This window comes from Acinetobacter sp. TY1, from assembly GCF_048551395.1.
Taxonomy (GTDB): domain Bacteria; phylum Pseudomonadota; class Gammaproteobacteria; order Pseudomonadales; family Moraxellaceae; genus Acinetobacter.
In genome coordinates, this window is sequence record NZ_JBLYZK010000026.1 from 18,094 (window position 1) to 43,237 (window position 25,144).

Consider the following 25,144-nt stretch of genomic DNA (forward strand, 5'->3'; position numbering starts at 1 on the left):
CTTAGCTCAATTTAAGCTTAGTGAAAGTTAATTTACCATCTTCGGCACTAATCAAAATAGTATCGCCTGCGGTAAAATCACCTGCTAAGATTTTCTGAGCCAATGTATTTTCAACCTGTTGCTGGATGGCACGTTTCAGTGGGCGCGCACCATACACAGGATCAAAACCAGCATCGATCAGAATATCAAAGGCTTGATCATCTATACGTAAACCAATATCACGTTCAGCTAAACGAGTACGTAAACGTTCTAACTGAATATCTGCGATGCCACGGATTTGTGATTTTTTCAACGAATGGAAAACCACAAGCTCGTCAATACGGTTAATGAATTCAGGACGGAAATGTTGCGAAACTGCACTCATTACCACCGCACGAACTTCATCCTCACTCGCACCTTCACCTAATTCACGTACATCACTCGAACCTAAGTTGGAAGTCATTACGATGACTGTGTTTTTAAAGTCAATCAAACGACCTTGTGAATCAGTTAAGCGACCATCATCCAACACTTGTAGCAAGATGTTAAACACATCAGGATGCGCTTTTTCAACTTCATCAAATAACACAATACTATATGGTTTACGGCGTACAGCTTCAGTTAAAACACCACCTTCTTCATAACCCACATAACCAGGAGGCGCACCAACCAAGCGACTCACTGAGTGTTTTTCCATAAATTCTGACATATCAATACGAATAATCGCATCATCACTGTCAAATAGGAAATTACCCAACGCTTTAGTCAATTCAGTTTTACCCACACCCGTTGGTCCAAGGAATAAGAATGAACCACTTGGACGATTCGGATCAGATAATCCTGCACGAGAACGGCGTACTGCATTCGACACAGCAACTACAGCTTCATCTTGCCCAACCACACGGTTATGTAAGAAAGACTCCATTTGTAGTAATTTCTCACGCTCACCCTGTAGCATTTTCGATACAGGAATACCCGTTGCCGCACTCACTACTTCCGCAATTTCGTTCTCAGTGACTTTGGTACGAATAAGTTTCGGCTCTTCATTCACTTCCGCCACTTCTTCTTCATTCAAACGTTTTTGCAATTCTGGAATCACACCATATTGCAAACGGCTTGCTTCTGCCAAATCACCTTCACGTTGTGCTTTTTCATACGCTGTACGTGCTTTATCCAACTCTATCTGCGCTTGGTTTGTGCCATCAACTAAACGTTTTTCAGCAATCCATACTTCTTCCAAATCACTGTATTCTTTTTGAACCTCAGCAATTTGTTTTTCAAGATGTTCAACTTCAGCCTTGCTGACCGAATCAGCATCTTTTTTTACCGCTTCTAACTGCATTTTAAGCTGAATCAAACGACGATCTAAACGATCTAATGGCTCAGGCTTAGAGTCAATTTCCATTTTGATCCGTGAAGCAGCTTCATCAATCAGATCAATCGCTTTATCGGGCAATTGACGATCTGTGATGTAACGATGCGACATTTTCGCTGCTGCAATAATCGCAGAATCAAGAATTTGTACACCATGATGCGTTGCATACTTGTCTTTTAAACCACGTAAGATCGCAATGGTGTCTTCAACACTTGGCTCATCGACCAATACTTTTTGGAAACGACGTTCTAAAGCTGCATCTTTTTCAATATATTGGCGATATTCATCGAGTGTTGTCGCACCGACACAGCGCAACTCACCACGTGCCAATGCAGGTTTGAGCATATTGCCGGCATCCATTGCACCATCACCTTTACCCGCACCAACGAGTGTATGTAACTCATCAATAAATAAGATGATTTCACCATCATATTTTGACAAGTCTTTGAGCACTGCTTTTAGACGCTCTTCGAACTCACCACGGTATTTTGCACCTGCAAGTAATGAACCTAAGTCAAGTGAGAGTACACGTTTACCTTTTAGACCTTCAGGTACTTCACCATTGACAATACGCTGTGCCAAACCTTCCACAATCGCAGTTTTACCCACACCAGGTTCACCAATGAGTACAGGGTTATTTTTGGTACGGCGTGACAATACTTGAATGGTACGGCGAATTTCTTCATCACGACCAATCACAGGGTCAAGCTTGCCTGACAATGCACGTTCAGTTAAATCGACTGTATATTTATTTAACGAGTCACGTTGATCTTCATGGTTATTCGCCATAACTTGTTCACCACCTCGAATATTTTCAATTGCTTTGCGTAGTTTGTCTGTTGTAACACCAACTGCGCTCAATAATGTTTTGGTTACACCTGTTTCAGCAAGTGCTAAAATCACCCAATCTGTCGATAAAAACTCATCGCCTGCTTTTTGTGCATAACTGTCTGCTAAATTGAGTGCACGAACAGCTTCAGGATTTAAATTAATATCACCCGTCGGATTACTGAGGGTTGCCGCATCATTTAATGCCTGCTGCAAACGGTTTTTTAATTCAGGTAAGTTTGCACCTGCCTGTTGTAATAGGCTTAGATTTGATGCTTCTTCTAACAATACAGAAAGTATGTGAATACCCTCAATGGCAGTATGATCTTTACCCATTGCCAATGATTGTGCATCTGATAATGCTTGCTGTAGACGGTTTGTAAATTTTTCAAATCTCATTTTTGTTATTCCTCATGACATATTTAGTTCTTAACTCATATATGGGAACATTTGCGGACTTTTCAAGTAAAAATAGCAAATAAATTTAAAAAATATTTTTTACTTTCAATATCTTATAGATAAATTTAAATAGACTTTAACCATAATATGCGTCCTCATTAATGCTTTTTCAAGCAGATATTTAGAAAAAAACACACAGATAAACCTTAATAATCTATCTTTATCATAATATGCTTTAAAGTATGTAAATGAGGATAAAAATAATGTTTAACTTAGGTAAACTTATAGTCATATTTACATTATCATTGGTGTTACTTAATTATGGCGATATTATTTTTTAGTATCTTCATGCAGTAAAATTTAAAAAAAATACATAATGATCAATCATTCATTAAAATAACTTATTTAATAAAATATATTTTTACCATTGAATATAAGTTGATTAAAACAATTAATATCTTAATTAAAATTTAAAGCATATTAAAAAAGTGATTAAAAATAATGTCTAGCTAATTAAAATAAATCATTCGCCATTTACAATTATTCGAATTACTCAAAGTAAATAAATTGAGAATAATATTTTAAATCAGCTTGAATAAGATCAAATCTATAGAAATTAAATTTATATGAAAAATTGGATAACCAAATTGGCAAAGTTGAAGATGAATTCAGGCTTAAATGCACTATTCAAATATTTATTTACCTTTTCAATTTTTTTTGATTTAAAAAAATATCATCGATAATCTTCATAATTATCATAGATATAATTATTTAACAAAATGTTTTAAGTTATAATAAACTGCCTTATCCTCTCTTAAATCATTATCTCGACTATCTAACAGCAAGGGCTCAATCTACCCTGAGCATCCAATCAGTATGTAAATCCTCTTTCGACCATATTTTAAGAGAACAAACTCAAAAATATTCATAATGCTCCCTTAATTTCAGATTTAATCAACACCAAGTCATTAAGACTTTGTCGAACTCATATTTTTATTTTAAAAATACTAAAAATATTTGACACATCAATCGTGACTAAAATAATGTTTCGAGCAATCACTATTTTGATGCTATTCACAAGATGGTTTTTAAGTGAAATCGATATTTTTTAAAGCACTTTTTGAACTTCAACAATCCATCAAATGAATGATTTAAATATTATCCAAGATAAAAATTTTCAATTCTATTTGATTAAATAAAATTTAAACTTAAACACTAAACTTGAGATTTTGTTGCCGAACTTTGTGAGACCGCGCTATTCGGTGCAACGCTTTTGGTAATCCAGACATTCCCCCCTATAACCGCACCCTCACCGATGGTGATTCGACCTAAAATTGTTGCACCTGCATAAATAACAACATTGTCTTCAACTATGGGATGGCGTGCATATTCTTTTTGCAAATGTCCTTCTTCATCTACTTCAAAACGCTTCGCACCTAATGTCACGGCCTGATAAATCCGTACATTTTTACCAATAATACAGGTTTCACCAATGACGACACCTGTACCATGATCAATGAAAAAACCTTGATCGACCTGAGCACCAGGATGTATATCAATCCCCGTTTTAGAGTGGGCAATTTCAGCAATTAAACGCGCCAATAAAGACAAACCTTGCTTATAAAATTCATGTGCAACCCGATGATAAATAAGCGCTAAAATGCCTGGATAACACAAGAGAACCTCATCAACACTACGTGCCGCAGGATCACCCTCAAATGCCGCAATGACATCAGTATCTAAAATACGGCGTAGCGCAGGCAATTGCTCTGCAAAGGTTTTAACAATTTCCTGTGCTGTTTGTACACTTTCCTCAAGATTACCAGCATTCTTCCGATATTTATGATCATAAGTCAGATTTAAACTTACTTGTTCGTGTAATGCATACAAAGTTTTTTCAAGCGTATGTGCAATATAATAATTTTCACTTTGTTGACGCAAATCATGTGGTCCTAAGCGCATTGGAAATAAAATGCCACATAAATCACTCATGATCTTTTTAATTTCCTCTTTCGATGGTAACTCTCGACCACCAAAATCTTTGAGGCTTTTTTGTTTTGTGCGCCATTCGTTACGTGCTGCCTGTAACTCATTCACAATATTATTAATATTCCATTGACTCATGGTTTTACCTATCGGTTTATGGATTAGTTAAGTTAACAACTGAATCCTACATATTATTCAAGTTCTTCATACAAATACTATTTTATTTGCATAATTTTAGATAACCATTATTAAGCTATACTTATCTAAATTTTAGAATAATGCTGCACTTACAAACCACCAATTATTTTGCAACTTTAAGAATAAGCAAAGCAATTTTTATTCATTTTAAGAATATAAAAAATCATTATATTTAATGTCAATTTCTCAAATATTTTAAAGTACAGCCCTGCTGTAATAAAATCAAAGGTGTTGATATGAACAGTTTAAATGCATTACACACAGCCACTTCGGGGCAAAACCTATTATCAAAACAAGATCTCGATATCATTCTTAACGATGCAAAACAACGTGTTGAAGAACATTACTTAGAATTCACGGGTACAATTCTTCCACAAGAAGCATGGGCATTATTTCAGACAGCTCAAGTCGTCATTGTCGATGTTCGTACCAATGAAGAGCGCAAATTTGTCGGCTATGTTGAAGATACTGTACATATTCCATGGGCAACAGGAACTGCACTGAATCGAAATCCTCGCTTTGCTAAAGAGCTTGAAACAAAAGTCGGTAAAGATAAAATTATTTTACTTTTATGTCGTAGTGGTAAGCGTTCTGCTGCCGCTGCCAATGTCGCTTTCAATGCCGGTTTTGAAAATATTTATAATATTGATCAAGGCTTTGAAGGTGATCTTGATGAAAATAATCATCGTGGCTCATTTAACGGTTGGCGTTTTCACGGACTTCCTTGGCGTCAGGAATAAAATGAATCATCGGAATAATATAGTGGGTTGATTTATTATTCGATTATTAAGTTTTATGAATAATTGATGTTGTCTAAAAATAAAACACACCTAAAATTAATGAAATCCAATAAAGATCAATACTTATTAAAATTCATGATTTTTGAAAAATTAATTTTACAACGCATGATCAAATCTATTTTTTATTGGAGAAAATTAGTAAATACGTACAAACAAGTAATTCCTAGCAGTAGTAATAAAAATTAATTTTAAAATATCCGAAGGATTAAAACATGGCTAAAAACCAAGAAATCTCACGCCAAGCACTCAGTGATCAAGCTGCTCGCCAACTTGCCAATGCGACAAAAACAGTTCCTCAACTATCGACTATTACACCGCGTTGGTTGACCCATTTATTGCAATGGACACCTGTTGAAGCAGGTATTTACCGTGTCAACAAAGTCAGTAATACCGATGACATTCAAGTCGCTTGCACACAGCGTGATGAAGCAACTCTGCCACAAACATTTGTGGACTATGAAGTTAATCCTCGTGAATATTTCTTAAATGGAGTTTCCACTGTTCTCGATATTCATACACGTGTTTCTGACTTATATAGCAGTCCACATGATCAAATTAAAGAACAGTTACGTTTAACTATTGAAACCATCAAAGAACGTCAAGAAAGCGAACTGATCAATAACCCTGAATACGGTTTATTGGCAAGTGTTGCAGATGAGCAACGTATCTCTACCTTAACAGGTGCGCCAACACCTGATGATTTCGATGACCTACTTCGTAAAGTATGGAAAGAGCCAGGTTTTTTCCTTGCACACCCAGACGCAATTGCAGCTTTTGGTCGTGAATGTACACGTCGTGGTGTGCCACCTCCAACAGTAAGCCTTTTCGGTTCGCAGTTTATTACTTGGCGTGGTATTCCACTTATTCCTTCAAACAAAATCCCAGTTGAAGATGGTAAAACTAAGATCATCTTGCTTCGCGTAGGTGAAAAACGTCAAGGTGTTGTTGGTCTATTCCAACCAGGTCTTGCGGGCGAACAAGCACCAGGCTTATCTGTACGTTTCATGGGAATTAATCGTAATGCAATCGCATCTTATTTAATTTCACTGTATTGTTCTCTTGCTGTTTTGACAGATGATGCGCTTGCTGTACTTGAAGATGTGGAGGTAGATAAATACCATGACTATCCAACAACTTACAAGTAACCAACCGACAGCAGATATTGCTTCGGGTGTGCCTGATGCACCGATCAGCGAATCTGTGATTGCACAGTTAGCTGCGGAATTTTTCTCGGCTTTACCTAATCAAAACCCGCAAGGTTTTAACTTTGACTTACCGAGCCATCAACCACAACCTAGAGATCCGATTGCTGCGTTGTCAGGTCGTGTGCCTGCTGTACTTCAACAAACCAGTTTAAATCCTACGTCAACGCAACATTTTGTTGAACCAACAGCTGACCATCCTGAGCGTAGAATTTTATCTTCTTCACCAATTGTCGGTGGTGCGAATACGCCTGATCCATTGGCGGCGACGCATGGTTTAGATTTGTCTTTTGCGCCGAGTTCGTTTTCTCAGCAATCTGCACCTGCCAATGTGCCTGCTGCAACACCAAGCACTGCGTCATCAAATTACTACTTTTTGGATCTATCACAGCCTGAAGCTGTGAGTCCTCAAACTGTAAATAGCAATGCTACGCAAGTCGATGTATTGAAAAACCCGTATGCTTTTGACAATTTTCATGTGACCAATGATCATCAATTACGTGGCGTTTTGCAAGATCGTAATGACAAACCTCCTACAGCGGAGTCTGGTTATTATTTTCTTCAATCCCCAAGTATTGAAACGGCTCGACCACATTCAGATTCGCAAATTCCAACGACAACGCAAAACTATCAACCGTTTGATATTTGGCAAATTCGTAAAGATTTTCCAATTTTGCAAGAACGTGTCAATGGTAAGCAACTCATCTGGTTAGACAATGCAGCGACAACGCATAAGCCTAAAGCTGTGATCGATCGTATTTCATATTTTTATGAACATGAAAATTCGAACATTCACCGTGCGGCACATGAACTTGCAGCACGTGCCAGTGATGCTTATGAACATGCACGTGATGTCGTGGCTCGTTTTATTGGTGCGCCTGCAGCAAAAAACATTGTTTTTGTACGTGGTACAACTGAAGGTATTAACTTGATTGCCAAATCATGGGGCAAGCAAAATATTCAAGCGGGCGATGAAATCATCGTTTCCCACCTTGAGCATCATGCCAATATCGTTCCGTGGTTCCAGTTGACCAAAGAAACAGGTGCCAAACTGCGTGTGATTCCAGTAGATGATACAGGTCAAATTCAGATTGAGGAGTTTGTAAAACTGCTTAATCCTCGAACTAAACTTGTTTCGATTACTCAGGTATCTAATGCTTTAGGTACGGTGACGCCAACTCAGGAAATCATTGCACTTGCACATGCTGCAGGTGTACGTGTCTTAATTGATGGTGCGCAGTCTGTTTCGCACATGCCAACCAATGTTACAGCTTTAGACGCTGACTTCTTTGTGTTCTCTGGACATAAAGTTTTTGGTCCTACAGGTATTGGTGCTGTTTATGCCAAATCTGAACTACTCGACACCATGCCTGTTTGGGAAGGTGGCGGTAATATGATTCAAGATGTCACTTTTGAAAATGTAATTTATCAACCTGCACCCAATAAGTTTGAAGCAGGTACAGGGAATATCGCAGATGCAGTCGGTCTAGGTGCTGCTTTGGAATATATAGAAAGCATTGGTATCCATAATATTGCTCGTTATGAACATGACTTGCTTGAATATGGTCAACATGCGTTACAAAGCGTTTCAGGTTTGCGCTTAATTGGTACCGCATTGAACAAAGCAAGCGTGATGTCATTTACTTTGGCAGGTTATGAAACTGAAGAAGTCGGTAAAGTTTTAAATCAATATGGAATTGCCGTTCGTACAGGGCATCACTGTGCTCAACCGATCTTGCGCCATTTTGGTGTAGAACGTACGGTACGCCCTTCTCTGGCATTTTATAATACCACTGAGGAAATTGATTTATTGGTTTCAGTATTGCATCAATTACGCCGTGCAAAACCAATTGCCGTGCAAAACCAATTAAGGCTTAATTCAGACTCTATTTGAAAATAAAGTCTAAATAGGAAATAGATCACATGTTTAATTCGTTAAGCATGTGATTTTTTATTCATAGGATAATAACTTTTATCTTTTATAAAACATGGGTAAATTTCAAATCTAGCTTTTTTAACGACATTTCTTGTCGCAGAATTAGAATTTCAATCTTATAAAAAATAGGCTTAATGCTAATATTGCAACACGCACTGCACTCAAACTGGAAGAAAAAAATGTCTAATCAAGTATGGACAACAACCATTATGTTTGATGAAAACTATCGGGTATTTGATTTATCATTCCCTGAGATATTCGACTATGCTGAACTTTACAGAATTAAAGGCGAAGCAGAATATGAGAAAAATAAAAGAAAACAAATGCGTAGCTCTAAAATAAAAATTGTAGATCAATATCATTTAAGTGAAAAAATATTACCTGAAAATACTCCTACTATTTTATATGCTCACGGCTTTAGTAAAACAGTTAATTTACCCAGTTTTTTTCGTACCCAAGATGGCTTTGTTATTCTCACTGAGCCGTGCGCCAATATATTAAAAAAGTTTCGTTTAGGCGAAAGTGCACTCTACCCTTTATCTTTTTTTGATATTCAGCTCAATGAGTCCGTAAATGATCAAACTTATTATTTTTTCAATATCGCTGAATTACGGAGCTATTTACGTCCTGAATACTGTACGGAAGAACTGCATAAGTATAGAAACACTAAACATAAAGGTTATCCACTTTTTGATTTATACCATGCTGACTACGCAGATCATGCAATCGCAATCACTCAAGAAGCTCTTACATGTGATGTAGACCTGTGGCAAGACCCTGAATTAGATCACTCAATTTTTATGTCAGCTCAACTTAAAATGGCATTGGATGAAGCTCAATTGAGTGAAGCATGGCAATTATTTTTATGTGAGCTTAAATAAGTCACTAATAACTAAGTTATTAAGCATGCTCCCGCTACACAATAGATAGGCATAATTAATGATAAATTTACTTAGGCTATTTAAAACAACAAGCACAATTTAACAAAGCTACGCTTGAGCAAATCTCTATAAAAGCGTGATACTTTCCAAAACTAGCCTAGATATTTACACTTTATGCTCTCTATCAAAAAAATATTGATGATTTGTGGTCTTATTGCCACGACACAAACTTTTGCTCTACCCCAAGACTCACGCCGTGCTGGCGGTATTGCAGTAATTCCTGTTGCTAAAACTGTCACTAACATTACCTATGAAAATAAACCAGTATTAGTCGTTGAAGGCATCAATTCAATGAATCAAATTATATTTGGTATCCCACTTTCAGCACCCTTAGGAACATTACAATTACAAAGCTCAAATGGCCCAATTAATATTGAGGTGAAGCCGTATAAATATGCCGAACAGCGGTTAAGTGTAAAAAATCAGGATTATGTAAACCCACAACAAGAACAACTCGACCGCTATGCTGTAGAAGCCAAAGAACAAAATGCGATTTACACATCTTTCACACCACAACAATGGAAAGAATTCCCAACATTTATTCGCCCTACTGCTGGGAAATTTAGCAATTCATTTGGACGAAAACGCTTTTTTAATGGCGAAGAACGTGCTCCACATTCAGGACTTGATATTCCTGCACCTGTTGGACAAAAAGTCGTTGCACCCGCAAATGGTACAGTCATTGCTATAGGCAATTATTTTTTTAATGGTAATACGGTACTAATTGATCACGGACAAGGACTGATCAGTATGTTTTGTCATTTAAGTAAAATTGATGTACAAAAAGGTCAAAAGTTACAACAAGGCGAAGTACTCGGATTGGTCGGTAAAACAGGTCGAGTCACAGGCCCTCATTTACATTGGGGGATGAGTTTAAACAATGCGCGTGTCGATCCACAGTTATTTTTGGCTCGATAGAGTTGCATAAAGTATCAATCAAATATTAAGTTTATTTAAACAAAAAAGCTTATTATGTAAAAAAATGAATATAGAAACATTTTGTAATAATTTATGCGTATTTTTTAAAATTTCATATTTTTTAAAAAGTTATGAATAAAAGCTAATCATTTGATTCACTTTTACTCATAAAAATCGTATAACTATTGAGCTATTTCAATGATTTCAAAATCATGTGTAATCACAACACCACCATCTGATAACATTTTACTTGCTGAACAATATTTTTCAGCAGACAACTCAACTGCTTTAGATACTTGTTTTTCCTTAATATTTTTACCAGTCACCACAAAATGTAAATGAATTTTAGTAAAAACCGCTGGAATTGTATCTGCACGATCAGCCTTAAGTTGACAGACTACATCAGTCACATCTTGACGAGATTTCTTCAAAATGGTCACAATATCAAAGGATGCACAACCACCAAGTCCCATTAATATTAACTCCATGGGACGTGGACCACGGTTTTCACCACCATATTCCGCTGATCCATCCATAACAACTTGGTGACCGCTTTCCGATTTTGCTTCGAAAGCAACATTCTCTAACCAATGTACGCTCGTGTGCATTGCAACTACCTTAAAAAAGCTATAAATTTACAGGATACCTGTACACTAGCATAAAATGAGTTGATACGGAATTTCATCTCTTCTGCGTCTATGTGACGAGTTCAACTTAGATCAGCAGATCTAGTTATTATCCTATTCGGAATTTTTAAGCATGTCATCAAATTTTGCACAACTTAGTACAGATGCTTTGTCACCTGGTCAACTACCTGAGTCAGTCAAAGCATTACTTAAACGAGCTCACATCAATCGCTTTCCTAAGCGTTCAACAATCATTGATGCTGGTTCAGAATCAAAATCTTTGTATTTGATTCTAAAAGGGTCTGTTTCAATTATTTTACGTGAAGATGATGATCGTGAAATTGTTGTTGCTTACTTAAACCCTGGAGATTTCTTTGGTGAAATGGGTCTTTTTGAGCAAAATGCACATCGTACCGCGGAAGTAAGAACCCGTGATGTATGTGAAATTGCAGAAATTTCTTATGAAAATTTCAATGAAATCAGCACACAACACCCTGACTTAAGCTACGCTGTTTTTGCTCAGCTTGTTCGTCGTTTAAAAAATACAACTCGTAAAGTGACTGACCTTGCATTTATTGATGTCTCAGGTCGTATTGCACGCTGCTTAATTGATCTTTCTTCTCAACCTGAAGCAATGATTTTACCTAATGGCCGTCAAATCCGTATCACTCGTCAAGAGATTGGTCGTATTGTCGGTTGTTCACGTGAAATGGTTGGTCGTGTTTTAAAAACGCTTGAAGAGCAAGGCATGATCGAAACTGATGGTAAAGCCATCCTTATTTTTGATGTATCCCTTGAAGAATCAACTTTCTCCGAAGGTGATGCTGAAGAAGAATGATTTTCTTCTTTATTCAGTAAAAGCAAATCTTCGGATTTGCTTTTTTTTATGATTTTTTCAAACTATTCAGGCCCTTCTTGTAATGAACACGGTTTTTCTCTTGAACTTTATTTTGATACTCCCTATGTTGTTTAAAGTCGTATCATCATTTATGGAACAGAAATGAACTTTAAAGCATTAGGACAATCGGGCATTCAAGTCCCTGAAATTTGCCTTGGCACAATGACCTTTGGTGAACAAAACAATCAACAAGAAGCTTTTGAACAACTGAATTATGCTTTAGATCAAGGTTTATATTTTTGGGATACTGCCGAAATGTATCCCGTCCCTCCTAAGCCTGAAACGCAAGGTTCAACTGAGCAAATCATTGGGAATTGGATTGCAAAACACGGGCAACGCGACAAACTATTTCTTGCTTCTAAAATTGCAGGACCTTCACAAGGTGGAAGCCATATTCGTGATGGTCAAACTCGCTTCATTGCTTCGGAGATTCAATCTGCATTAGATGGCTCTCTCAAGCGTTTACAGACTGATTATATCGACCTCTATCAACTGCATTGGCCACAACGTCCAACTAACTTCTTTGGCACGTTAGGCTATAACAATGAGCAAGCACATTTTAACCACAATATGACACCTTTGGTCGAAACCTTAGAAGCACTCTCTGCGGAAGTTAAAAAAGGACGGATCCGCCATATTGGCTTATCCAATGAAACGCCATGGGGAACCATGAAATTTCTTCAACTTTCAAAAGAACTGGGCTTAGAAAAAATTGTCAGCGTGCAAAATCCGTATAGCCTGCTCAACCGTACTTATGAAATTGGTATGTCTGAAATTGCTCATCATGAAGGCATTGGGCTACTTGCATATTCCCCCCTTGCATTTGGTTATTTAACAGGAAAATATCGTCACGGCGCGCGTCCCAAAGAAGGTCGTATTACCAAATTTTCACGCTTTACCCGTTATAGCAACCCAGAAAGCGATTGGGCTACTGAACAATATGCTTTACTCGCTGAAAAGCATGGTCTAACACTAACGCAACTTGCATTAGCCTTTATTAAGCATCAATTCTTCGTTACGAGTACAATTATTGGTGCAACCACCATGCAACAGCTCAAAGAAAATATTCAAGCCTTTGATGTCGATTTATCCGAAGAGGTTTTACAAGGTATTGAAACCATTCACCGTCAACAGCCCAATCCTGCCCCTTAAAAGCAATATAAACTTGCATCATCTTAAAGTTTGCATAAAGTGATCATTTTAATATGATAAAAATAACAAAAGGATGCCATGGCATCCTTTTGAATAAACAAGATTAATAACTTATTTACGTGCGTTATAAACCGCTTGTGCCGCAGCTAAATTTTTCTTCATTGCATTAATACGTTGGCTATCTGTCGGGTGAGTAGACAATAACGCTGAACCTTGTGCACCACCTTGCTTCGCCATTTTTTCCCACAGCGTAATTGCAGCTTGAGGATCATAGCCTGCTTTTGCCATCAACATTAAGCCACCTTGATCGGCACGGCTTTCCAAATTACGTGAATATGGTAAACCGACGCCGACTTGGCTCCCCAGATCAATTGCAGCATTACCAAATTCACCAAGCTGACTACCCGCATAAGATTTACCAATTCCGACAGCCAGATTAGTCAATGCCTGCGCACCCACTTTCTGTTTCGAGTGTTCTTCTAAGGCATGAACCATTTCATGCCCCATTACAGCAGCCACCTCAGATTCACTCAAGTTTAATTTATTCACAATACCTGTATAAAACACCACTTTACCGCCAGGTGCAACATAAGCATTGACTTGATCAGACTTTAGAACTGCCAACTGCCAATCAAATTTTTGACCCGTTTGATTTAACTGATCTGCATAGGGTTTTAAGCGAACAAACGCATTATTAATTTTTTTATATGTTGCAGATGATGTATCTAATACATTTTTTGAACGCGCATCTGTCACAGTTTTATTAAAACCTTGTGTTGCATTATAGTTCAATGTTGCTGAATCAGCCCCGCTCATTTCTGCAATAGTCGTACAACCCGATAGCGCCATTACTGCTACAGCACACATACCTAACATCAAGTTATTTTTCATTATAATAGTCTCCAATTACTCAAGTTTAATCCTAAATTACCACGCATTATAAGAAATCCTGTTACATGTTTGAATCATATATTTCTACTTATTCATATTAATTGTGTAATTAATCTGATTTATAAAAACTGAATACACAACCAATAGACCAAACACAAAATATTTAAGCCCAAATACACATGACAAAGTGGCTGAATTTTTTCTTCCCAAACAGGATCTTTACGTTTAAAAAATAAAACTGAATTTTGAATGAGGATCACAGGAACCAAAATACACGCAATAATGACACTCAGCCCAATCAATGCACTATTGATAATAGCAGGATCATTGGTCTGCGTGGTAATCATCATCATGGCAATTGTCGGTGCGCCACCCATTGCAAATAATAAAGAGTAAAACATCGTTCCTGAAATATTTTTATGCATTTGGCATTCCCAATTCACCTTTGTATGATGCAGTATTGATCTGCATAAAATCCTATATCTTATATTACAAATCTACAGCCATGAGCAAATGCAACTTTAGTCCTGAATCTGATCTTTTTAACGTTTGATGATGGCTTTTAATTTGGCATAAAAAACCCCGAATCAATCGGGGTTCTTCAATTCATCAAATCAATGGCTTAAGCATCGAATGGATGACGCATCACAATTGTTTCTTCACGGTCAGGGCCAGTTGAAACGATGTCGATTGGGCATTCAATTAACTGCTCAAGGCGTTTCACATAGTTAATTGCCGCTTGTGGCAACTGATCCATTGATTTCGCACCAAAAGTAGACTCAGACCAACCTGGCATAGTTTCGTAGATTGGTTTTAAAGTTTCAAATGCAAGCGCATCAGATGAACCGACACAACCTGAATCTGCTGCTTCGTAACCGATACAGATTTTTACTTCTTCCAGACCATCAAGAACGTCAAGTTTAGTTAAGCAAATACCTGAAAGCGAGTTTACATCTACAGAACGACGTAAAATTTCAGCATCAAACCAACCGCAACGACGTTGACGACCCGTAGAAGCACCAAACTCAGAACCTTTTGTTCCAAGATGTTTACCGATCGCATCACCGACATCATTTGCAGCATCATAAACAAGTTCAGTTGGGAATGGACCTGCACCTACACGTGTTGTGTACGCTTTAGTAATACCCAATACATAGTCAAGGTGCAATGGACCAAGACCAGAACCTGAGCTTACGCCACCCGCAGTCGTGTTTGAAGATGTTACATACGGATATGTACCATGGTCAACATCAAGGAGTGAACCTTGTGCGCCTTCAAACATGATGTTTTCACCGTTTTTACGGTAGTTATGCAATTCTGTTGTTACATCAATTACTAATGGTGCAACCACTTCACGCCATTGATCACACAGTGCAAGTACTTCTTCAAGCTGAACCGCTTCTACACCGTAGAATTGAGTCAATTGGAAGTTATGGTATTCAAGAAGCTCTTCAAGTTGAGCTTTAAGATGAGCACCACCACGAACTAAGTCAGCAACACGAATTGCACGGCGCGCAACTTTGTCTTCGTAAGCAGGGCCAATACCACGACCTGTTGTACCAATTTTCGCATTACCACGTTTTTTCTCACGTGCTTGATCAAGTGCGATATGGTTTGGAAGAATTAATGGGCAGTTTGGAGAAATACGTAGACGCTCTTTTACAGGTACGCCTTCTTTCTCAAGAATATCCATTTCTTCGATCAATGCTGCAGGTGAAAGTACAACACCATTACCAATTAAGCACAGTACATTTTCACGCAAAATACCAGATGGAATAAGGTGAAGAACTGTCTTCTTCCCACCCACTACGAGGGTATGACCTGCATTGTGTCCGCCTTGATAACGTACAACCGCAGTTGCTTGATCTGTGAGCAGGTCAACGATTTTACCTTTACCTTCGTCGCCCCATTGAGTACCGAGTACCACAACACTTTTGCCCATAATAGCCTCATTACATCATGCTGTTAAAATTGAAAATCAGGCATCAATGACATGACTATTGATGCCTAACGATTAAATTTGTTCGACTTTCCACTCACCAGCAACAAACACCAACTGATGTGTTGCATTCGGTACAGAGCTTAAATCATCATTACCTAACAATTGAATTACACTTAAACCCTGTTGGCGTACAGAGGCAATCGCTTCAAGCATTGCTTTATCTGTACCTTTGGGCGCAACCACTTGCTCAATGTGTTGATATTGTCCTGAACTTAGAACATACAAATCACACGAGAAACCTGTTGCAGGACGCGCACGTCCAAAGTGTTCACCAATACCGTCATAACGCCCACCTTTTGCGAGTGGTTCTGCACGGTTTGGTGCATAAACGGCATACATTAAACCCGTATGATAATGATATGAACGCAGCTCAACCACATCGATACCAATATGTAACTCAGGCCAACGTGCTTGAATTTCGGCTTTGGTCGCAACCAAAACATCAAATGCATTTTTAAATGCAGCACCTTCAAAAAGTTCAGCACTTAAATTGGCTTGTAATGCATCTAAGTCACTTGCATAGCGACCCAACACATAAAAATCTGCACCAAAATTTAGATTTTGCGTAAACTCAGCCAACTCAGGCAAAGCTTTACGTTGATATAAATCAGAAAGATGGTTCTCTGTTACTTTTGTTAAACCTGCATGCTTAACCAAACTACGGAATAAACCAACATGCCCTAAATCAAGATGGACACCATCAACTAAACCTGCTGTTTTAATCAGATTCAGCATGACATCAATCATTTCAACATCGGCATCTAAACTGTCTGAACCAAATAACTCTGCACCCAATTGTAATGGCGCACGTGTGGTATTAAAGCCTTGTGGTTTAGTATGAAGTACTGTTCCTGCATAGCAGTAACGAGCAACACCTTGTACTTGATGTACATGTGCATCAATACGTGCCACTTGTGGTGTCATATCGGCACGCACACCCAATAAACGACCTGAAAGTTGATCGATTACTTTAAAAGTGGCTAAGTCTAAATCTTGATTCGATTCTGAAAGAGAAGAAAGAGATTCGATGTATTCAATGAACGGCGTATACACCAATTGATAACCTCGAGTCGCAAGGAAATCTAATGCTTTACGACGCAAATTTTCAATAATTTGCGCCTGCTCTGGTAATACATCAGCTACACCATCAGGTAATAACCATGTCTCTGAAATGGGCATGTTGTAGACCTAAATCCTGTCTGCGCGGAACGAATCCGCATAAAAAAATCGGGAACGCACCCGATTTCTCTTATTTTAGCACGATAGTTAAAGCTGTGCATTAGACTTTTTTATAAAAACACGCTTTCTGCTTATATTGAAAACGACATCGTTCACATGAGTACATAAGTATTGCCATTGCATCGCTCATGTTATTCATTTTTAAACTTAAAAAACCACAAATAACAGAGATAATGAATTGGTCAGTAACTCAATTATAAATATACTTCTTCCATCCACACAGGATAAAACATCATCCTCATGAAACAAAAGTAACCAACGAAGTAAAAGTAAAGCACACTGTCAAACAATCAACAAAATACAAATGAATAGTATTGGGGAAATTCATGGAACTACATAGCAATGTTTACTATAAACATGCCGATATCAATATAATGGTCAAGCTAGACCGTTTATTTAAAGAACACAGAGGGGATCGAGAAAAATTTATCTCATTTGCCGTTGAACTCAACCCTGAGGATGGGCAAGCACTTGCTGAAGATATCACCGATATTGTTGATCAGATCGACTTTGATTTAGGACCTGAATCCATACACTCGACTGCAGGCTATTCTGTTGCTCATTTTGTTCACGGTTCAGCAGGTGATGAGTTTATTGAAGCCATTCTACTTTTTTTAAAAGCACTTGTACCCGAGATACATGCTCAAGCATGGGGCTGCGGTGATGATGATCCTTGGGAGTTTTGGTTCAAATTTGAAGATGACGAGTTAGTTCGTGAAGATGATGAACCTTTTAATGATCCTGATGAAGATGAAGAAATCAAGACCTCTATCTATGCATGGTGGCATGCTGAAATGCCAGAAAAAATTAAAGAAGGCTTTCTAAACCGAGAAGAAGGCTAATCTATTAAAATAGAAAGTATAGTCATTGACCTATACTTTCTATTTCATTTGAAATTAATCCAATGCTTTCATTTATGCCTGTAGACATTTTTATATCATTGATTTTAATTCCAATCAGATAAAACCGAGCTTCATTTGATATAGTTTTATTTATCACTCACACCATTTTTAACATCAACCGCATGTTGAATAGATCGTGTCAAAACACCAACAAGTTCAGCATTCTGAATTTCCACTTGAGTTAAGCGTGCTATGTTCACATCCATTGCTTCTTGTTGAACCTGCATTTTTTTTGCCAAATCTTGCATAATATTCAAAGTCGCTTTGAGATGATCTTCTTGTGCTTTGACCCTATTTTTTAAATCACTCACTTCTATTTGTGATGCAATGAAGTCTTTTTTAATTTTCGTCAGTTGCCAAACCAATAACGCAATTGCTAAATACAGTAACAACATCCCCAGTAAGATTGAATTCATCTACTCATCCCCCTTAAAAATTTTAATGCTTTCAACTTAAGCTTTCGATCTATTATTTTTATGAAAAATAAAAGGATTCTGACAAATCAAGTAACCGATTTGCATAACCCCATTCATTGTCATACCAAGCATAAACTTTTGCTTGACGACCTACCACCATTGTTTGGGTCAAATCGACCACCAACGAATAAGGTGAATGATTAAAATCGCTCGACACCAAATATTCATTGGTCACCGACATTATTTCAGCATAGTCATATTGGGCTGCTGCAATCATTTTGTCATTAATGGCTTGAGTACTAATAGCTGACTGTGCAATAAAGGTTAAATCAATTGCTGCAACATTGATGGTCGGCACACGAATTGAATAACCATCGATGCGATCCTCCATCTTTGGCATGACTTGCTTTAAAGCCCCCAAAGCCGATGACGTTGTTGGAATAATGTTATGCCCTGCTGCACGCGCTCGACGTAAATCACGGTGTGCGTGATCAAGTACGCACTGATCTGCCGTAACTGCATGAATCTCCGTCATCATAGCTGTATCTATACCAAAGGCATCATCAATAATTTTAACCAATGGCACTAAAGCCTGTGTAGTACAAGAAACGCCTGAAATAATCTGATCCGTTGGCTTCACATCATGGTGATTCACACCATACACAATCGCTGCATCTACAGTATCAAAAGGTGCAGCCCCAATAATGACCCGCTTTGCACCCGCAGTAATATGGCGCGTTGCCGCAGCACGTGAGCGAAATAAACCACTACATTCTAGAACCAAGTCAATATTGAGCATTTGCCATGGTAGTTGTTCAGGATCAGCTTGCTGTAAAACTTGAACTTTCAATTTGCACTGACGGGCATCAATACATAAAAAGATATCTTCACCTTCTTGTAAAATATTAACGACACCATCAAAACGTCCATGCGTGGTGTCATATTTAAACAAGTGAACTAAAGTTTCTACATCTGCAACATCATTTATTGCAACAATTTCAAAATGGAACGGTTTTGGATTTTCAAACCACGCACGCAGGACATTCCGTCCGATTCGCCCAAAACCATTAATTGCCACACGTTGCATCTGAGTTCCCTTTTACAGCACAAGCCGTTCAAGGCTATATGTTATAGGATTTGAACAAATTACTGTGATAATTTACACATCAATCAAATAAATAATTCAGCATTTCAATTAGAACTGCTCCATATTCAATAATGACAACACTATCGATATTAGAAACAGTCTCTTTTTAATGCTGACAAAATGACTTCTCAGCATAGCCAAAAATTAAAACTCATCACCATCCAAAACTCTATTTCACATAAAGATAAGGAATAAAATTAAAATAGAAGCATTCATTCTTAGTTATATTTTCATTCACAAACTTAAATTCAATTAAAAGATTTAATCTACCTCTAAAACCATTGCCACGCCAGTACCACCAGTGGCATATGCTGTTGTTGAAGCTCGTACAATCTTCGACTAATGACACGCGCTCCAGTTACACCAAATGGATGACCATACGCTACAGAACCATCATTCACATTTAAAATAGCTTAATTAACTTTACCGACAGCCTGGTTACGATTGAGCACTGTCTTCGCATAACTTTCGGAAGCTAAACCTTTAATATTAATATTTGATTAAACCTGACCCGAAAACGCATCATGAATATCAATTAACATCATTTTAGCAAGCGTGGTACCTGCACGATCTAATTCGATAGGCTCTACAAGTACAGAATCCGTTATGGTTTACAGGGCATCAACTTAAAAGAAAATAAAACTTCACATGGTTACCCCCTTAAAACATGTAAAGAACGTGTAAAAAAGCAATAAAAAGCAATAAAAAGCACACAACCGTACTTTATGAACGTTAATGACACACTAAATATTCCCCATAAATCTAATTTTTTATAAAGTGATACCCCCTAAATTTTCCCCCTTCGCTTTTACAGAGAAAAACCTGCGATTCACTTGAAAATCATTGGTACAACTGTGTTTTTCCGTTATACTTTGGCGTTTTAAAAAATTAAGCCCGTGTACAGAATAAGCATACAAATCAGACTTGCCCTGTGCATTTTTAGCCAATATGAAAAATTAAGGAGTGACTTGGTTGTGAGTACTCGTTTTATGACAACTGCTGAAATACGTGAAGCATTTTTGCGCTACTTTGAATCGCAAGGACATACACGTGTCGCGTCAAGTTCACTAGTACCTGCCAATGACCCTACTCTGCTTTTCACCAATGCCGGTATGAATCAGTTTAAAGACTGTTTCTTAGGTCTTGAAAAGCGTGACTATGTTCGTGCAACAAGTTCACAAAAATGTGTTCGTGCAGGCGGAAAACATAACGACTTAGACAATGTCGGTTACACAGCACGTCACCATACATTCTTTGAAATGTTGGGTAACTTTTCATTTGGTGATTATTTCAAGCGTGATGCGATCAAATTTGCTTGGGATTTCCTCACTGGCGAACAATGGTTAGCACTTCCTAAAGATAAACTATATGCCACTGTTTACCATACCGATGACGAAGCCTTTGATATTTGGAACAAAGAAATTGGGCTAGATGCCGACCGTATAATTCGTATTGGTGATAATAAAGGCGGTCAATACGCTTCAGATAACTTCTGGGCAATGGGTGATACAGGTCCTTGTGGTCCTTGTTCTGAAATTTTCTTTGACCATGGCGATCATATTTGGGGTGGCTTACCAGGCACACCTGAAGAAGATGGCGATCGTTTCATTGAAATCTGGAACAACGTCTTCATGCAATTCAACCGTACAGCAGACGGCGTACTTCACGCACTTCCTGCACCATCGGTTGATACAGGTATGGGCTTGGAGCGTATTTCTGCAGTTTTACAACATGTAAATTCAAACTATGAAATCGATCTATTCCAAGACTTATTGAAATCAGCAGCAGAAATCATTGGTTTAGATACGACTGCACTTGAAGCTGAAGCTACTGAGAAAAACACACCTGTACAATATCCTGCATCTCTAAAAGTCGTAGCCGATCATGCGCGTTCTTGCTGTTTCTTAATTGCAGATGGCGTGAATCCTTCAAATGAAGGTCGTGGTTATGTGTTGCGTCGTATTATTCGTCGTGCAGTACGTCACGGCAATAAACTCGGCGCTACAGGCTCATTCTTCCATAAAATGTTACAGCCTTTAATTGCTGTAATGGGTCAAGCTTATCCTGAACTTGAAGCACAAAAAGTACGTATCGAAGCACAATTACTGAAAGAAGAAGAACAATTTGCAAAAACTTTAGAACAAGGTTTGAAATTGCTTGAAGGTGAATTGGCAAATCTAAAAGAAAAAGTGATTCCAGGTGAAGTTGTCTTTAAACTTTACGACACTTACGGCTTCCCTGCTGATTTAACTGCCGATATTGCTCGTGAACGTGATTTAACGATCGATGAAGCTGGCTTTGAAGTTGAAATGGCAGCTCAACGTCAACGTGCACGTGATGCGGGTAAATTCGCAGTCGACTATAACGCCATTGTTAAAGTTGAAGGCGAAACTCAATTTGATGGCTATGATGCAACTCAAGGTCAAGGTCAAATTATTGCCATTTACAAAGATGGTGAGCAAGTTGATGAAGTAGTTGAAGGTGACGAAGCGCTTATTGTACTGAACCAAACCCCTTTCTATGCAGAAAGCGGTGGTCAAGTCGGTGACACAGGTCTATTTAAAAATGATACGGGTATTTTTGAAGTTCAAGATACCAAAAAATCTGGTGGTGCTTTTGTGCACCAAGGGATCGTAACTGTTGGTAGCCTAAAAGCAACTCAATCTGTTGAAGCAATTGTTAAAGCTGATCTTCGAACTGCAACTGCACGTAACCACTCTGCAACACATTTATTGCATGCAGCACTACGTCAAGTGCTTGGTGAACATGTTCAGCAAAAAGGTTCTTTGGTTGCTTCAGAAATTTTACGTTTCGACTTTGCCAATGACCAACCTGTGTCATTTGAACAATTGCAAGAAATTGAACGTATTGTTAACCGTGAAGTTATTGCCAATACAGCAGTTTCAACTGAAATTCTAGACATCGAAGCCGCGAAAGCAAAAGGTGCAATGATGTTGTTCGGTGAAAAGTATGGCGATGAAGTTCGTGTACTGTCTATGGGTACAACACAAGACGAGAAAAACTTCTCAATCGAGCTTTGTGGTGGTATTCACGTAAAACGTACTGGTGATATTGGTCTATTCAAAATTACATCTGAAGGTGGCGTAGCTGCGGGTGTACGTCGTATTGAAGCTGTGACAGGTACGAAAGCGATTGAAACTGTACAAAAAGCTGATCGTGATATTCATAGCATCAATGAACTATTGAAAGCACAAAAAGATCAAACTGTAGAGAAAGTTGAAGCTTTATCTGCAACTGCATCAAGCTTGCAAAAACAAATTGAGCAACTCAATCAAAAATTGGCGAGCTTCCAAGCAGCTGAATTATTGAACCAAGTTCAACAAATTGCAGGACGTACAACATTAATTACAACCGTACAAAACATGGATGCGAAGTCACTTCGTAATCTACATGACGGTGTAAAATCAAAATTAGACAATGCTGTCATTGTCCTTGCAGGTGTGGAAGATGACAAAGTCAGCTTAATCGCATCAGTTGCAAAAGACTTTACAGCGACTCTAAAAGCAGGTGACATCATCAAACACTTAACCTCTGAGCTTGGTGGTAAAGGTGGTGGTAAACCTGATCTAGCACAAGGTGGCGCGCCACTTAACGAGAAGTTTGCTCCTGTGATGGCTGATCTGTCAGCTTGGCTTGAAGCAAAATAATACTTCACCTTTACCTTTTGTGTAACTGACCCTCGATGGTGACATCAGGGTCAAAGCTCTTATGGAACAACTATGGCATTAATCGTTCAAAAGGATTGGTGCTATTGTGACACTCTACGACAAGTTAAGACATGATTAGCCATATAATCCTTTATTATCTTAACTTTAACTGCTTTTAATATAGACACACCAAGACATATTAAGACACAATAAGCCACGTTGATTTTGTACACACTTGTGTACATATCCGTAGCTTTTGTTTGTCTTTTAAAATTATGTACACAGGTGCTATATGTCTCTCACTGATGCGTGGCTAAAAAACAATAATGGTAAAGTCCGGGATAAAACTGAAGAGGTTGCAGATCGGGACTCTATGAGTGTTCGTATTTCACCTAAAGGCAAAATTGTTTTTCAATTACGTTACCGATTTGCAGGTAAAGCAGAGAGATTAGATTTAGGTACATACCCTCACCTATCGCTAAAAGATGCCAGAATCAAAGCCAATGAAATGCGTTCGCTGCTAGATAAAGGGCAAAACCCCAAAATAGAAATTAGAGTACAGCAACAAAAATATATTAATGCTTCTACACTAAAAGAAGTTTTTGATGATTGGTATGAAAGCTATTGTGTAAAAAAGAAATCATCTGCTGCAGATATAAGAACTTCATTTGAATTGCATGTTTTTCCTAAAATTGGTGATTTACCAATTGACCGGATCACCCTACAACAATGGCTTGCTGTCTTAGAAGAATTAGCAGAAGAAAAACCGTCTATTGCTGAGCGTATACTTACCAATGCTAAGCAGGTTCTGAAGTGGGCTAAGAAGCGTGAACTGCTTATAGTGAATGCCCTATCTGATATTTACGCCAAAGAAGACTTAGGAATTGAAAAGAATAGAGTTAATCGAATATTAGATGATGAAGAAATAACAATGGTTTTGATGGCTATTGATGAATCAAAAATATTGCCGAAAAATAAAATATTTTTAAAACTCTGTTTGATGTTCGGATGTCGAAATGGAGAACTGCGTAAAGCCAAGAAGCAAGATTTTGACCTCAAAAAGAAAGTTTGGATTGTTCCTGTTGAAAATAATAAAGTTGGTAAAAAAACTGGCCGTGAAATAATTCGTCCGATTCTCCCTGAAATGGAAGATTTAATTATTGAGGCAATGGAACATAATAATAGTGAATACTTTCTGACAAATGATAATGCTGATACACCTATGGGTAATGGAGCCTCTATTGCCCTGCCAGCGAATGTTATGGAAAGATTACGCAGACATCACGATTATCATATGAAGCATTGGACTCTACACGACCTTCGAAGAACAGCTAGGACAAATTTTAGTGCATTCACTTCACGAGATGTTGCAGAATTGATGATCGGTCATGTAATGCCTGGTGAACAAGGCACATATGATTATTATGAGTACATACCGCAGCAGACTGAAGCATATACAAAGTGGCTTGATAAGCTGACATGCCTTACAAAGAAACCATGATAGTGCGCTGAACCCTATCATGGTTTCATATAAAATATTGATGCTTATAGATAAAGTTCAAGTTGTTATTCACCAATTAAAATGTCTATGCGATAAACCATTTAAAATGTCCTGTTTTTAACCACAAGAGTCAAGCACAG

20 protein-coding genes are annotated in these 25,144 nt (G+C 38.0%); 10 read left to right on the plus strand and 10 right to left on the minus strand.

Translation table 11 applies throughout. The annotated features are described in order from the left end of the window. Nucleotide 1 precedes the first annotated feature (1 nt). Together clpB and epsC are read right to left on the minus strand one after the other, a co-directional pair. Nucleotides 2-2,581, minus strand: a complete 2,580-nt coding sequence (gene clpB / locus ACK2M2_RS13110; RefSeq protein ID WP_419349184.1) for an ATP-dependent chaperone ClpB — start codon at nucleotides 2,579-2,581, stop codon at nucleotides 2-4. A gap of 1,215 nt (nucleotides 2,582-3,796) precedes the next feature. Beyond that, nucleotides 3,797-4,705 carry a serine O-acetyltransferase EpsC gene (gene epsC / locus ACK2M2_RS13115; protein ID WP_419349187.1) on the minus strand — a complete coding sequence of 303 codons (909 nt, stop codon included), beginning with the start codon at nucleotides 4,703-4,705 and terminating at the stop codon, nucleotides 3,797-3,799. Nucleotides 4,706-5,001: 296 nt separating this feature from the next. Here epsC and ACK2M2_RS13120 point away from each other — a divergent pair, with 296 nt between their 5' ends. From ACK2M2_RS13120 to ACK2M2_RS13140, 5 genes are all read left to right on the plus strand, one after another. Then, nucleotides 5,002-5,505: a rhodanese-like domain-containing protein gene (locus tag ACK2M2_RS13120; protein WP_419349190.1), complete on the plus strand. Its 504-nt coding sequence runs from the start codon at nucleotides 5,002-5,004 to the stop codon at nucleotides 5,503-5,505. Between the two features lie 272 nt (nucleotides 5,506-5,777). After that, the gene (locus ACK2M2_RS13125) at nucleotides 5,778-6,710 is read left to right on the plus strand and encodes a family 2A encapsulin nanocompartment shell protein (protein WP_419349193.1); all 933 of its coding nucleotides are present in this window, start codon (nucleotides 5,778-5,780) and stop codon (nucleotides 6,708-6,710) included. Then, on the plus strand, nucleotides 6,685-8,661 hold the full coding sequence (locus ACK2M2_RS13130) for a family 2A encapsulin nanocompartment cargo protein cysteine desulfurase (protein WP_419349196.1): 1,977 nt from the start codon (nucleotides 6,685-6,687) through the stop codon (nucleotides 8,659-8,661). Before ACK2M2_RS13125 ends, ACK2M2_RS13130 begins: the two co-directional genes overlap by 26 nt. Nucleotides 8,662-8,882: 221 nt before the next feature. Continuing rightward, nucleotides 8,883-9,584, plus strand: coding sequence for a hypothetical protein (locus ACK2M2_RS13135; RefSeq protein WP_419349198.1), 702 nt, complete (start codon nucleotides 8,883-8,885; stop codon nucleotides 9,582-9,584). Between the two features lie 174 nt (nucleotides 9,585-9,758). After that, nucleotides 9,759-10,562, plus strand: coding sequence for a peptidoglycan DD-metalloendopeptidase family protein (locus tag ACK2M2_RS13140; RefSeq protein ID WP_419349200.1), 804 nt, complete (start codon nucleotides 9,759-9,761; stop codon nucleotides 10,560-10,562). Between the two features lie 182 nt (nucleotides 10,563-10,744). On the opposite strand, the gene ACK2M2_RS13145 is transcribed toward ACK2M2_RS13140, so the two are convergent. Beyond that, nucleotides 10,745-11,170: an OsmC family protein gene (locus ACK2M2_RS13145; protein ID WP_419349202.1), complete on the minus strand. Its 426-nt coding sequence runs from the start codon at nucleotides 11,168-11,170 to the stop codon at nucleotides 10,745-10,747. A 151-nt stretch (nucleotides 11,171-11,321) separates the two neighbouring features. Here ACK2M2_RS13145 and crp point away from each other — a divergent pair, with 151 nt between their 5' ends. Both crp and ACK2M2_RS13155 read left to right on the plus strand, forming a co-directional pair. Next, nucleotides 11,322-12,026 carry a cAMP-activated global transcriptional regulator CRP gene (gene crp / locus ACK2M2_RS13150; protein WP_409511784.1) on the plus strand — a complete coding sequence of 235 codons (705 nt, stop codon included), beginning with the start codon at nucleotides 11,322-11,324 and terminating at the stop codon, nucleotides 12,024-12,026. 162 nt (nucleotides 12,027-12,188) lie between these two features. Then, nucleotides 12,189-13,238, plus strand: coding sequence for an NADP(H)-dependent aldo-keto reductase (locus ACK2M2_RS13155; protein ID WP_419349204.1), 1,050 nt, complete (start codon nucleotides 12,189-12,191; stop codon nucleotides 13,236-13,238). A gap of 111 nt (nucleotides 13,239-13,349) precedes the next feature. On the opposite strand, the gene ACK2M2_RS13160 is transcribed toward ACK2M2_RS13155, so the two are convergent. From ACK2M2_RS13160 to ACK2M2_RS13175, 4 genes are all read right to left on the minus strand, one after another. Then, the gene (locus ACK2M2_RS13160; RefSeq protein WP_409511786.1) at nucleotides 13,350-14,129 is read right to left on the minus strand and encodes a M48 family metallopeptidase; all 780 of its coding nucleotides are present in this window, start codon (nucleotides 14,127-14,129) and stop codon (nucleotides 13,350-13,352) included. A 119-nt stretch (nucleotides 14,130-14,248) separates the two neighbouring features. Then, nucleotides 14,249-14,554, minus strand: coding sequence for a hypothetical protein (locus ACK2M2_RS13165; protein WP_409511787.1), 306 nt, complete (start codon nucleotides 14,552-14,554; stop codon nucleotides 14,249-14,251). 197 nt (nucleotides 14,555-14,751) lie between these two features. Beyond that, nucleotides 14,752-16,071: an adenylosuccinate synthase gene (locus ACK2M2_RS13170; RefSeq protein ID WP_409511788.1), complete on the minus strand. Its 1,320-nt coding sequence runs from the start codon at nucleotides 16,069-16,071 to the stop codon at nucleotides 14,752-14,754. A gap of 72 nt (nucleotides 16,072-16,143) precedes the next feature. Next, a complete protein-coding gene (locus ACK2M2_RS13175; RefSeq protein WP_419349207.1) occupies nucleotides 16,144-17,310 on the minus strand; it encodes an ATP phosphoribosyltransferase regulatory subunit in 1,167 nt (388 codons plus the stop codon). 386 nt (nucleotides 17,311-17,696) lie between these two features. Here ACK2M2_RS13175 and ACK2M2_RS13180 point away from each other — a divergent pair, with 386 nt between their 5' ends. Then, nucleotides 17,697-18,212, plus strand: a complete 516-nt coding sequence (locus tag ACK2M2_RS13180) for a hypothetical protein (protein ID WP_409511790.1) — start codon at nucleotides 17,697-17,699, stop codon at nucleotides 18,210-18,212. A 146-nt stretch (nucleotides 18,213-18,358) separates the two neighbouring features. On the opposite strand, the gene ACK2M2_RS13185 is transcribed toward ACK2M2_RS13180, so the two are convergent. The 3 genes from ACK2M2_RS13185 to ACK2M2_RS13195 all read right to left on the minus strand — a co-directional run bounded on the left by ACK2M2_RS13185 (nucleotide 18,359) and on the right by ACK2M2_RS13195 (nucleotide 20,236). Then, complete coding sequence (locus ACK2M2_RS13185; protein WP_409511791.1) at nucleotides 18,359-18,688, minus strand: hypothetical protein; 330 nt, start codon at nucleotides 18,686-18,688, stop codon at nucleotides 18,359-18,361. 58 nt (nucleotides 18,689-18,746) lie between these two features. After that, on the minus strand, nucleotides 18,747-19,775 hold the full coding sequence (locus ACK2M2_RS13190; RefSeq protein ID WP_409511792.1) for a type I glyceraldehyde-3-phosphate dehydrogenase: 1,029 nt from the start codon (nucleotides 19,773-19,775) through the stop codon (nucleotides 18,747-18,749). Nucleotides 19,776-20,107: 332 nt separating this feature from the next. Beyond that, nucleotides 20,108-20,236: a hypothetical protein gene (locus ACK2M2_RS13195; RefSeq protein ID WP_419349210.1), complete on the minus strand. Its 129-nt coding sequence runs from the start codon at nucleotides 20,234-20,236 to the stop codon at nucleotides 20,108-20,110. 573 nt (nucleotides 20,237-20,809) lie between these two features. Between ACK2M2_RS13195 and alaS the strand changes: the two genes are divergently transcribed. Together alaS and ACK2M2_RS13205 are read left to right on the plus strand one after the other, a co-directional pair. Continuing rightward, nucleotides 20,810-23,503 carry an alanine--tRNA ligase gene (gene alaS / locus ACK2M2_RS13200; protein WP_419349212.1) on the plus strand — a complete coding sequence of 898 codons (2,694 nt, stop codon included), beginning with the start codon at nucleotides 20,810-20,812 and terminating at the stop codon, nucleotides 23,501-23,503. Nucleotides 23,504-23,795: 292 nt separating this feature from the next. Next, nucleotides 23,796-25,004 (plus strand): tyrosine-type recombinase/integrase, encoded by a 1,209-nt coding sequence (locus ACK2M2_RS13205; RefSeq protein WP_419349214.1) that lies wholly within the window; start codon nucleotides 23,796-23,798, stop codon nucleotides 25,002-25,004. Nucleotides 25,005-25,144 lie beyond the last annotated feature (140 nt).

Excerpts from the sequence above, each read along its gene's own strand:
- ACK2M2_RS13130 (WP_419349196.1), top strand. The coding sequence starts at position 6,685 with ATGACTATCCAACAACTTACAAGTAACCAACCGACAGCAGATATTGCT.
- ACK2M2_RS13145 (WP_419349202.1), bottom strand. The coding sequence starts at position 11,170 with ATGCACACGAGCGTACATTGGTTAGAGAATGTTGCTTTCGAAGCAAAA.
- ACK2M2_RS13175 (WP_419349207.1), bottom strand. The coding sequence starts at position 17,310 with ATGCCCATTTCAGAGACATGGTTATTACCTGATGGTGTAGCTGATGTA.
- ACK2M2_RS13140 (WP_419349200.1), top strand. The coding sequence starts at position 9,759 with ATGCTCTCTATCAAAAAAATATTGATGATTTGTGGTCTTATTGCCACG.
- ACK2M2_RS13190 (WP_409511792.1), bottom strand. The coding sequence starts at position 19,775 with ATGCAACGTGTGGCAATTAATGGTTTTGGGCGAATCGGACGGAATGTC.
- ACK2M2_RS13155 (WP_419349204.1), top strand. The coding sequence starts at position 12,189 with ATGAACTTTAAAGCATTAGGACAATCGGGCATTCAAGTCCCTGAAATT.
- ACK2M2_RS13125 (WP_419349193.1), top strand. The coding sequence starts at position 5,778 with ATGGCTAAAAACCAAGAAATCTCACGCCAAGCACTCAGTGATCAAGCT.
- ACK2M2_RS13180 (WP_409511790.1), top strand. The coding sequence starts at position 17,697 with ATGGAACTACATAGCAATGTTTACTATAAACATGCCGATATCAATATA.
- ACK2M2_RS13165 (WP_409511787.1), bottom strand. The coding sequence starts at position 14,554 with ATGCATAAAAATATTTCAGGAACGATGTTTTACTCTTTATTATTTGCA.
- ACK2M2_RS13170 (WP_409511788.1), bottom strand. The coding sequence starts at position 16,071 with ATGGGCAAAAGTGTTGTGGTACTCGGTACTCAATGGGGCGACGAAGGT.
- ACK2M2_RS13160 (WP_409511786.1), bottom strand. The coding sequence starts at position 14,129 with ATGAAAAATAACTTGATGTTAGGTATGTGTGCTGTAGCAGTAATGGCG.
- ACK2M2_RS13135 (WP_419349198.1), top strand. The coding sequence starts at position 8,883 with ATGTCTAATCAAGTATGGACAACAACCATTATGTTTGATGAAAACTAT.
- crp (WP_409511784.1), top strand. The coding sequence starts at position 11,322 with ATGTCATCAAATTTTGCACAACTTAGTACAGATGCTTTGTCACCTGGT.
- clpB (WP_419349184.1), bottom strand. The coding sequence starts at position 2,581 with ATGAGATTTGAAAAATTTACAAACCGTCTACAGCAAGCATTATCAGAT.
- ACK2M2_RS13185 (WP_409511791.1), bottom strand. The coding sequence starts at position 18,688 with ATGAATTCAATCTTACTGGGGATGTTGTTACTGTATTTAGCAATTGCG.
- ACK2M2_RS13205 (WP_419349214.1), top strand. The coding sequence starts at position 23,796 with ATGTCTCTCACTGATGCGTGGCTAAAAAACAATAATGGTAAAGTCCGG.
- ACK2M2_RS13120 (WP_419349190.1), top strand. The coding sequence starts at position 5,002 with ATGAACAGTTTAAATGCATTACACACAGCCACTTCGGGGCAAAACCTA.
- epsC (WP_419349187.1), bottom strand. The coding sequence starts at position 4,705 with ATGAGTCAATGGAATATTAATAATATTGTGAATGAGTTACAGGCAGCA.